This window comes from Sphingomonas bacterium, from assembly GCF_903643065.1.
Taxonomy (GTDB): Bacteria; Pseudomonadota; Alphaproteobacteria; order Sphingomonadales; family Sphingomonadaceae; genus Sphingomonas.
The window spans coordinates 1-7,254 of sequence record NZ_CAHJWX010000083.1; the positions used below are offsets into that span (position 1 = coordinate 1).

Annotated in this window: 9 protein-coding genes and 1 pseudogene; 5 read left to right on the forward strand and 5 right to left on the reverse strand. The window is 68.9% G+C overall.

Features of this window, described 5'->3' with window-relative positions:
• Positions 1–1,201: MFS transporter (locus HUU95_RS04480; protein WP_174279016.1), on the reverse strand; the 1,201-nt coding region annotated here is incomplete at its 3' end.
• A 216-nt stretch (positions 1,202–1,417) separates the two neighbouring features.
• Here HUU95_RS04480 and HUU95_RS04485 point away from each other — a divergent pair.
• On the forward strand, positions 1,418–3,547 hold the full coding sequence (locus HUU95_RS04485; protein ID WP_174279008.1) for a prolyl oligopeptidase family serine peptidase: 2,130 nt from the start codon (positions 1,418–1,420) through the stop codon (positions 3,545–3,547).
• 48 nt (positions 3,548–3,595) lie between these two features.
• Here HUU95_RS04485 and HUU95_RS04490 read toward each other — a convergent pair whose 3' ends face one another.
• Positions 3,596–4,096: a hypothetical protein gene (locus HUU95_RS04490; protein ID WP_174279009.1), complete on the reverse strand. Its 501-nt coding sequence runs from the start codon at positions 4,094–4,096 to the stop codon at positions 3,596–3,598.
• Between the two features lie 210 nt (positions 4,097–4,306).
• Between HUU95_RS04490 and HUU95_RS04495 the strand changes: the two genes are divergently transcribed.
• Entirely contained in the window at positions 4,307–4,624 is a 318-nt protein-coding gene (locus HUU95_RS04495; protein WP_174279010.1) for a hypothetical protein, read from the forward strand.
• A 133-nt stretch (positions 4,625–4,757) separates the two neighbouring features.
• On the opposite strand, the gene HUU95_RS04500 is transcribed toward HUU95_RS04495, so the two are convergent.
• Together HUU95_RS04500 and HUU95_RS04505 are read right to left on the reverse strand one after the other, a co-directional pair.
• Positions 4,758–5,282 (reverse strand): glycine zipper 2TM domain-containing protein, encoded by a 525-nt coding sequence (locus HUU95_RS04500; protein ID WP_174279011.1) that lies wholly within the window; start codon positions 5,280–5,282, stop codon positions 4,758–4,760.
• Positions 5,283–5,414: 132 nt separating this feature from the next.
• A complete protein-coding gene (locus tag HUU95_RS04505) occupies positions 5,415–5,843 on the reverse strand; it encodes a hypothetical protein (protein ID WP_174279012.1) in 429 nt (142 codons plus the stop codon).
• Between the two features lie 40 nt (positions 5,844–5,883).
• On the opposite strand from HUU95_RS04505, the gene HUU95_RS04510 reads away from it, so the two are divergent.
• From HUU95_RS04510 to HUU95_RS04520, 3 genes are read left to right on the forward strand one after another with little or no spacing between them, the layout of a single operon-like run.
• The gene (locus HUU95_RS04510; protein WP_174279013.1) at positions 5,884–6,291 is read left to right on the forward strand and encodes a DoxX family protein; all 408 of its coding nucleotides are present in this window, start codon (positions 5,884–5,886) and stop codon (positions 6,289–6,291) included.
• Between the two features lie 59 nt (positions 6,292–6,350).
• Positions 6,351–6,638, forward strand: a complete 288-nt coding sequence (locus tag HUU95_RS04515) for a type II toxin-antitoxin system RelE/ParE family toxin (RefSeq protein ID WP_174279014.1) — start codon at positions 6,351–6,353, stop codon at positions 6,636–6,638.
• Complete coding sequence (locus HUU95_RS04520) at positions 6,638–6,928, forward strand: HigA family addiction module antitoxin (RefSeq protein WP_174279015.1); 291 nt, start codon at positions 6,638–6,640, stop codon at positions 6,926–6,928. Before HUU95_RS04515 ends, HUU95_RS04520 begins: the two co-directional genes overlap by 1 nt.
• 44 nt (positions 6,929–6,972) lie before the next feature.
• On the opposite strand, the pseudogene HUU95_RS04525 reads toward HUU95_RS04520, so the two are convergent.
• Positions 6,973–7,254, reverse strand: a pseudogene (locus HUU95_RS04525) (DNA helicase II); the annotation flags it as partial.

A 7,254-nucleotide genomic window follows, 5' to 3' on the forward strand; every position in this document is an offset into this window, starting at 1 on the left:
CGACGCCGAACGCCAGCAACGCGGCGACCAGCGTCGCGCCCGCGGTCTGGCCAGTGAGACGCACCGTGGAGACGAGCCCGCCCGCCGCCGCCGCTCGCTCCCGCGGCGCCGAGCCGATCAGCAGCCGCGCGTTGGGCGGCAGGTACGTCCCGAACCCCGAGCCGCACAGCGCCATCCGCCAGGCGATGTCCCAATAGCCCGGATGCGCGGGCATGGTGCCGAGCAGGACCAACGCGACGATCGAGATGCTCATGCCGATCCCGCCCAGCAGCCCCGCCGGGATGCGATCGGACAGATAGCCGGCGAGCGGTGCCACGATCATGTTGGTGAGCGGCCAGGGCGCGATGCACGCCCCGATCGCCGCCGCCGAGAAGCCCAGCGCCTGCAACCGGAACGGCGTCGAGATCAGCAGCGTCATCGACGCGGTGAAGGCGACGAACCCGCCGAATGCCGACAGGCCGATCACCGGTCGCGCGAGCAGGTCGACGGGCAGGATCGGTGCCTCCGCCCGGAGCTCGCGGCGGACGAAATACCAGCCGACCAACAGCCCCGCGACGACGATCGCGCCGGAGACGACGGGGCTGTCGCCGTGCACGAACGCCTCCAGCCCGCCGATCACCAGCCCGAACATCGCGGCGCACTGGATCGCGCCCGCCAGGTCGAAATGCGCGTGGCGTGGGGTCGGCTGGGGCACCGCGCGGCCGAAGGCGAGCGACAGGATCGCGAACGGAATGGCGCTGGCGAACACCCAGGGCCAGGGCGCCACGGCGAGTACCAGCCCGCCCAGCGTCGGCGCGGCGGCGGCGGATGAGGTGACGACGACCGAGTTGATCGCCAGCCCGCGCCCGAGCTGGGTGGACGGATAGATCTGGCGGATCAGTGCCGAGGCGACCGCGAGCACCCCCGCCGCGCCCGCCGCCTGCACCGCGCGCACGATCAGCAGGAACGGCAGGCTCTTGGCGAAGAAACAGAGCAGCGTCGCGATCGTGAACACCGCCTGCCCGCCCTGATAGGTGCGCTTCAGCCCGATCCGCTCACCCAGCCCCGCGAAGGGCAGCATCAGCATGACCAGCGTCACCTGATAGACGGTGACGATCGACACGATCGCCGACCGGTCGACCCGCAGGTCGCGCGCGATGGTCGGCAAGGCGGCGTTGGCGACGCCGCCGTCGATGATGACCAGCGCCGAGCCGAACGACATCGCCGCGATCGCGAACCAGCGGCGCGGCGTCGGCAGGCCGGGATGGGCGGCGGCCGGCTCGGTCACGTCAGCGATCGGCACGGGTCGAGATACGAAATCACCTTGTTGGGCGCGCCGGGCTTGTTCCGGCCCCCGGGTCCGCGCACAAGAACATCGGTCGGCCTTGCGCCGCCCTGGACCCCGGCACAAGGCCGGGGGTGACGTTGAGAGGTTTCGATGCGGCTTTCGCTCCTGATCACCACCGCCCTCCTTGCCGCGTCGCCCGCGCTCGCCCAGGTGAAGCCGATGCCTCACGCCACCGCCAGCGCCGACGATCCGTATCTCTGGCTGGAGGACAAGGACGGCGCCAGGCCGCTCGCCTGGGTGGAGGCGGAGAACAAGCCGACGCTGGCGCGGCTGCAGGGCGACCCGCGCTACCGGACCTTCTATCAGGAGGCGCTGGCGATCGCGGCGGCGACCGACCGCATCCCCAGCCCGGACCAGCTCTATGGCCGCGTCTATAATTTCTGGCGTGACGCCGAGCATCCGCACGGGCTGTGGCGCTGGACGAGCGAAGCCGATTACGCGAAGGCGCAGCCGAACTGGACGGTGGCGCTCGACCTCGACGCGCTGGGCAAGGCCGAAGGCAAGCAGTGGGTATGGAAGGGGGTGACCTGCCTTCAGCCCGAGGAGCGGCTGTGCCTGGTCGCGCTGTCGGAGGGCGGCGAGGACGCGGTGACCTATCGCGAGTTCGATCTCCAGGCCGGCCAGTTCGTCCCGAACGGCTTCACCCTGCCCCGGTCGAAGCAGGACGCGACCTGGATCGACGCGGACACGCTGCTGGTGTCGCGCGATTGGGGGGCGGGGACGCTGACCCAGTCGGGCTATCCGTTCGTGCTCAAGACGCTGAAGCGCGGCGCGCCGCTGTCAGCCGCGACCGAGCTGTTCCGGGGTGCTCCCTCCGACCAGGTCTCGACGGGCGCGGGCGTGCTGACCGATGGACAGGGCCACCGCGCGGTGATCATCACGCGCGGCGTCACCTTCTTCGGAAAAGAGACGCTGTTGCTGACTGCCAAGGGACCGGTGAAGCTCGATCTGCCCGCGCGGACGACGCCGGTCGGCCTGATCGACGGGCTGATGATCTTTCAGACCAGCGATCCCTGGGGGCAGGTCCCCGCCGGCGCGATCGCGTCGGCGCCGCTCGCCGAGGTGGAGCGCGGCGTGCTCAAGCCGACGGTGATCTTCGCGCCGGGGCCGCGCCAGAGCCTCGCCGATGTCGGGCTGACGCGCGACAAGCTGCTGCTCGTCGTGTCGGACGAGGTGCGCGGGCGGCCGTTCATCTACACGCACGGCAGCGGTGGCTGGACGTCCCGGCCGCTGGCGATGGCGGACAATGCGTCGATCAACGTCGTCTCGTCCGACGATCGCGGCGATCTCGCCTATCTGGCGGTCACCGGCTTCCTTCAGCCGACCACGCTGTTCGCGCTCGATGCGGGCACGGCGGCGCTCAAGCCCGTCAAGCAGCTGCCGGCCAAGTTCGACGCGACCGGGCTGGTCACCGAACAATTCCAGGCGACCTCCACCGACGGGACCAAGGTGCCCTATTTCGTCGTCCACCGGCGCGACGTGCCGCTGGACGGCTCGACCCCGACGATCATGACCGCCTATGGCGGCTTCGAATTGCCGATCACGCCGACCTATTCGGGCTCGACCGGCAAGCTGTGGCTGGAGCGCGGCGGTGCCTTCGTGCTCGCCAATATCCGGGGCGGCGGCGAGTTCGGACCGGCGTGGCACGACGCGGGGCGCAAGACCAAGCGGCAGGTGATCTATGACGACTTCGCCAGCGTCGCGCGCGACCTGTTCGGCCGCAAGCTGACCAGCCCCGCCAAGCTCGGCATCTATGGCGGTTCGAACGGCGGGCTGCTGATGGGCGTCGAGTTCAACCAGCATCCCGATCTGTGGCGCGCGGTCACCATCCAGGTGCCCTTGCTCGACATGATTCGCTACGAGCACATCGCGGCGGGCGCGTCGTGGGTGGACGAATATGGCTCGGCCGACATCCCGGCGGAGCGCGCGTTCCTCCAGACCATCTCGCCCTACCAGAACCTCAAGCGCGGGGTGGCCTATCCCGAGCCGTATATCTGGACCACGACCAAGGACGATCGGGTCGGGCCGCAGCACGCGCGCAAGTTCGCCGCCCGGATGAAAGAATATGGGCTGCCGTACCTGTTTTACGAGGACACGGCGGGCGGCCATTCCGGTGACGCGGATATCGAGCAGGGCGCGCGGTTGCAGGCGATGCAGATGGTATATTTCGCGCAGAAGCTGATCGGGCCGGCGGCGGGCGGCCCGGCGACCGGTCAATGACCTCGTCACCCCGGGCTTGACCGGGGGACCTTCTGCCTGAAAGTCGAGCTAGCCCAGCGCCTTCTCCAGCGCCGCCTTGTTCATCTTGGATCGGCCGGGGATGTCCCGCTTCTTGGCCTCCTCGTACAGTTCGGCCTTGGTGTGAGGGCCGTCGTGCTTGCGAAAGGGCGCGGTCTTGGCGGCGACATCGGCGGGTTGGGTGGAGTGTTGATGGCCCTTTTTGGTGTCGGCGCGCTTCTTGGCGGTGGTGCGCCGGTATTCCTCGTCGGAGAGCGCCTCGCGCGCCTGCTTGGGCAGGTAGCGTTCGTGCGTGTCGCCGCTCTTCTTGCCCGACTTGGTGCCCCAATCCTTCTTCGTCCACTCGGCCAAGTGATTATGCGGGTCCTTGCCGCCCGCATAGCCGCCGCCACGCTTTTTATATTCGGCGACGGCCAACTGCGCCTTGCGCGCCGACCATTCGCCCTTCTCGCCGCCCTTGTCGCCGGCGGTGATCTCGCCCTTGACCTTCTCCCACAGGGCGGGGTCGGTCTTCTCCGCGGTCTCGCTCATGGACGCAGGAACCGCGTTGCACGCGCCCGCGTTCCATGATGGAGATTACCGAAAAGAGGACGGGCGATGAATCTTGGTCGTGGCTGTATCCTGTGGGCGCTGGGCGTGCCGCTCCCGGTGATCCTGATCCTCTACTTCCTGTTCCATCGTTAGGAACCGGCGGACGGCCCAGGGGTTTTTCGCGGCGCAGCAACGTGCCAGGAGAGGCGCATGGCCTCCACCCCCGACCCCGCCACGCCCCTGTTCCTGGAGGCGATCGTCAAGCGTCACGCGGTGGCCGCGACCTATAACAATGTCGCGGTGACGTTGGCGCCGCACATCCTCTATACCCGGCACGGTGATCTTCACGTCGACGCGGTGACGCTGGAACGCGACGGGAAGGCGCCACGCGAGGTGAAGATCGGGACGTTCAAGCTGGCGGGCCTCAACGCCGTGCGGCTGACGCCGCGTCGCTTCGACGCCAGCGCGCTGTTCGATCCGGCGGCCGAGCGCTATGCGGGCGAGACCGTCATGGTGGTGCAGGCCTGACCGGAATAGTCGCCGCACGTCTCTCGCCGATGCAGCGAGGTGCACACGAAGACCAAGTGGCGCGCGACCACCCCCACCGAACTCAGAACAAGGCAAATGCGGGCGGATCGTCGTCGATCCGCCCGCCCATCTCCTATTGGCAGCGGACCTGCGCGTTGTTCTGGTCCACCGCGCGACCGGCGAGGCCGCCGAGCGCCGCGCCGAGCAGCGTGCCGACGGTGCGCGAATGGCCGCCGTCGATGACGTTGCCGAGCACGCCGCCGCCGGCGGCACCGATGATCAGGCCGGTCGTGCCGTCCGAGCGCTTGCAGTAATACCGGCCGTCCTGGCCGGCATAGACGCGGTCGTTCTCGGCCAGCGTCGTCGTCGAGCCGCCCCGGCGGTAATAGCGCGACGGATCGTAGTTCGGATCGTAGCGATCGTCCTCATAGCCGCCGTTGCGATAGGCGCCCTGCGGCGGGGCGTTATTGTAGCCCCCGCGACCGCGCGATGACTGATAGCGATCGGTCTCCTGACGGAAGATCTGATATTCGCGGTCGAACCGCTCCTGCGCGGCGCGAAAGCGCGCGTCGTCGGCGGACGACTGGGCGAGCGCCGGGGCGGCGGCGGTCGCCAGCGTCGCGATCGCGGCGGCGGCGGTGAGCAAGCGGGTGAACATGGGCTTCTCCTGAGCAACTGGTCCGGCCCGGGCCGGAGAGCCGCACATACGGCCGCGAAGGCGTATCGTTCCTGAACGACCATTCGGCGCCACTGGGGTGGTGGAAGTTGCCTAAGTTGCCGCAAGTCGCGTTCATTCAGGGATGTCGGTGAGCATGGCGAGCGCCTCGTGGAAGCCGATGGCCGGCATGGGGGCGGCGAGATGACGGGCGAGCACCTTGAGCGCCATGCGATAATCGGGGCGGTGCACGATCGCGACCTGCTGGCCCTTGTAGAAGCGCGGTACGGCGACGCCGTTGATCGCGCGGTCCATCGCGGCCTCGTAGACGCGGTCGCCCGCCATCGCCTGCGCGATGTCCCAGGCGCGCGCGAAGCTCTCCGCGCCCGCTCGCTCGCGCAGGCGATAGGCGGAGGTGCCGCTGCGGCCGACCGCGCGGGCGGCGGCCGCGACCACGCCGGTCGCGGCGAGCAGCTGGATGAAACGGTGCTGCCGCTCGGGCGTCCAGCCATCGCGGCGCGGGCGGACGAGGACGGGGGTGAAGGCGAGCGGATCGTCGGTCATGCGGTCCCCTTCGCGAGTCGAAACAGTGTAGTACAGCGAAATGATCGACGGGGGCGAGAGTCGCGGGCGGAGGTGGGGGCGGTGGACGCTGGCGCTGGTCTATGCGGCGGCGGGCGTGCTGCACTTGGTGGCGGCGCCGGCGTTCCTGCGGATCGTGCCGGCCTGGGTGCCGTATCCGGCGGCGGCGGTGGCAGCGACTGGGGTGGCCGAGCTGGCGGGCGCGGCGGGTCTGCTCACCATGCGGTTCCGCCGGGCGGCGGGCTGGGCGCTCGCGGCCTATGCGGTGTGCGTGTTCCCCGCCAACGTGCAGCACGCGGTGCATGACCTGGGAACGGGGACGGGGCTGGGCTGGTGGTACCATGCGCCCCGGCTGTTCCTGCAGGCGCCGATCGCGTGGTGGGCATTGTGGGCGGGTGGGGCCTTCGCCTCCGCTCGGCCATCATCGTGACATGCTGTCACGCGTCAATTGACGATTGACAGTGTCGCGATGTTCGCTACATTGTCGTCGTGGAGATCGGCAGCATTCGTCACAAAGCGCTTCGGTCATTTGCGGAGACTGGCAGGACGAAAGGGTTGCCGGGCGACTTGGTCGAACGCCTAAGGAAAATGCTCGCGTACCTGACCGCGATCGACGTGGCCGACGAGTTGCTGGTGCCGCCGAACTTTGGCGCCCATCTGCTGACGGGCGACTTGGCCGGGCGCTGGTCGCTGGTAATGACGCGGAACTGGCGCATGACGTTCGAGATCGACGAGCGGAACGTGATCATCGATCTTGATCTGGAGGATTATCACTGATGCCGATCAAGCTTCACTCCAGCTTCGCCGTCCACCCCGGACCTTGGCTTCGATCCGAGATCGTCGAGCCATATGGGCTGTCCGTCACCGACGCGGCGGCGAAGCTGCATGTCACCCGGCAGGCGATGAGCAATCTGCTCGGTGGCCGCGCCGGGCTGTCGGCGGAGATGGCGCTGCGGTTCGAGAAGGCGTTCGGGCTCAGCGCCGACACGCTGCTGCGGATGCAGATGGCGCATGATCTGGCGCGCGCGCGGGAAGGAACAATCGAGGTGGAGCGGGTGGCGGCTTAGCGGCGCTCGGTCACAGAGCCGGTTCACTGGCCGGCCGAGCAGCCTCACCCCGCCACCACGAAACTGTCCATCACCCGTTTCCGCCCCGCCTGGTCGAAGTCGATCTCCAGCTTATTGCCCTCGATCTCGGCGATGGCGCCGTGGCCGAACTTCTGGTGGAAGACGCGCTGGCCGACGCTGAGGTCGGTGCGACCCTTGTTGCCGAGGCTGATCGACGGTGCGCGGCTTTCGACCACCCGGGCGGGCTCGCGGGTAAAGGTGCGCGCGGTCCAGGCGCCGCCGGGCTGCTTGGCGTCGAGCGTCCCCGCCGCGCGCTGCCAGCCGGG